Origin of the sequence: Hydrogenophaga sp., from assembly GCF_041633695.1 — a bacterium.
GTDB lineage: Bacteria > Pseudomonadota > Gammaproteobacteria > Burkholderiales > Burkholderiaceae_C > Hydrogenophaga.
Genome location: NZ_JBFJMY010000663.1, coordinates 1 through 1,748, shown reverse-complemented (window position 1 = coordinate 1,748; position 1,748 = coordinate 1). Strand labels below are relative to the sequence as shown.

Sequence of the window (1,748 nt, the reverse complement as noted above, 5' to 3'; positions counted from 1 at the left end):
CTTGCGTCGCTTGCAGCTTGCCAACCGTGACCGCCGTGCTGGCCACGTCGGCGCCACACCCTGCCAGAAGTCCGACAACGACCGCTGCAACAAATTTGAGCTTCAACATACCTGGCTCCAGAAATGGGCAAAGTACCATCTTAGTGCGCCCGTCCGTTCGGCGCCGTGTGAATGGGCCGGGTTTAAATGTGGCTCCGTGGCCCAAGAAAACGGGGCCACGATGCAGCAGAACACGTTTTCACCCGAGCTTCGTGAATCCGTCGCCAGCATGTTGGGCGGCTGCCTGATCCCGGAGGATCTGAAATTTGCAACAGCCCGAGCCGCCCGGCTCTACCTGGGCGTGCTGACGAACCTGGCCGCGGCTTCGTTGGCCGCTGCTACCGCCGCATCCAGCGTGCTTCCATTGACCAAGGCCGCAGCCAGATGCCCGACAAAGGTATCGCCCGCGCCCAGCGTTGCAATCACCTGCACGGGCTTGCCAGCCAAGTGCTTGGACAGGCCTCTGGTGTCGGTCCACGCCACGCCATGCGGACCAGCGGTGACCACCACCGTGATGCCCAGCCTGGTCTGCAAATCCAAACTGGCACACGCTGCCGACAGCAGATCGGTCACGGGCGCTGCCCCCATCATTTCCGCCTCCACCGCGTTCACCACCAACAGACTCACACCTGCCAGATCCTCTGGCTCGAGCGCCCGAAACGGGGCCGCATTCAAGATCACAGGGCGGTTCAGCGTTGCCATGTAACGCGCGGCGGCCGTGTTGACCGGTCTGGGCACTTCGTTCTGAAGCACCAGGGCAGAGGACGCCGCCAGCGCATCGACCCATTGGGCAACATCTGCTGTATCCAAGGTCGCGTTCACGCCCGACACCACCACGGCCGCGTAATCGCCACCGCTCTCCGAGGTCACCACGCACATGCCCGAGCGAGCGTCGGCGACCTGTTTGACGCCACTCACGTCCACCTGGTGTTGGCGCAGGTGTGCCAACAAGGGGGCTGAAAAATCATCGGTGCCCGTGGCACCCAGCATGCGCGTCGCAACGCCTGCCCGAGCGCATGCCACCGCCTGGTTAAGACCTTTGCCACCCGGAATCGGCTCCCAGCGATTGCCCATCAGCGTCTCGCCCAACAGGGGAAGCCTGGGCGCATGAACCACGATATCCAGATGAAGACTGCCCAATACGGCGATGGAAGGCGACATGGCTACTCGAACAAAGAAGGTTGGAGGTGCATAGGCGGAACTTGCTGCGCGTCAGCGGTAGAGCGCATGGTCCCATGAAAACCGGTGAGCACACCGCACCCGGCTTCGCGTTGCGCGGACACATCACGTTCTACCGGCGCCCGTCCCGGATCGCCGCGAAGTAGTCGATGGCCCCGATCTGGCCGCCCTTCAGGGCTATCTGCGTGCCGTTCAGCGCCGGGTTGTCGCTGTGCGCGGTGCACAGCGGCGAGCCCGGCGTGCGAGGCAGGGGCATGGCCACGGTGAGTGCGTAGACGTCGAGCTCGCGCAAGGCGTGGCTGGAGGTGTCGCCACCGGCCACCACCGCGCGCTTGAGTCCGCCGTGGTCCACCAGATCGCGCAGCAAGCGGCCGAGCCGCTGACCAATGGCGTGCGGCTCGGCGTCGTCGAAACGTTCGGCCGCCGTGTCCGGCCCCAGCGCTGTGTACGCGATGACGCTGCGTCCGGCGTCCAGCGCCTCACAGGCCTGAGCCAGCACAACCGCCTGCTCGGCGCATCCCGCGCCGGCG

2 protein-coding genes are annotated in these 1,748 nt (G+C 65.2%); both read right to left on the bottom strand.

Annotated features, from left to right (window positions below):
- Positions 1–330: 330 nt before the first annotated feature.
- On the bottom strand, positions 331–1,200 hold the full coding sequence (locus ABYB95_RS22985; protein WP_372662517.1) for a ribokinase: 870 nt from the start codon (positions 1,198–1,200) through the stop codon (positions 331–333).
- A gap of 130 nt (positions 1,201–1,330) precedes the next feature.
- A partial coding sequence (locus ABYB95_RS22980) for a nucleotide-binding domain containing protein (RefSeq protein ID WP_372662513.1) occupies positions 1,331–1,748 on the bottom strand: 418 nt, incomplete at its 5' end.

Excerpts from the sequence above, each read along its gene's own strand:
- ABYB95_RS22985 (WP_372662517.1), bottom strand. The coding sequence starts at position 1,200 with ATGTCGCCTTCCATCGCCGTATTGGGCAGTCTTCATCTGGATATCGTG.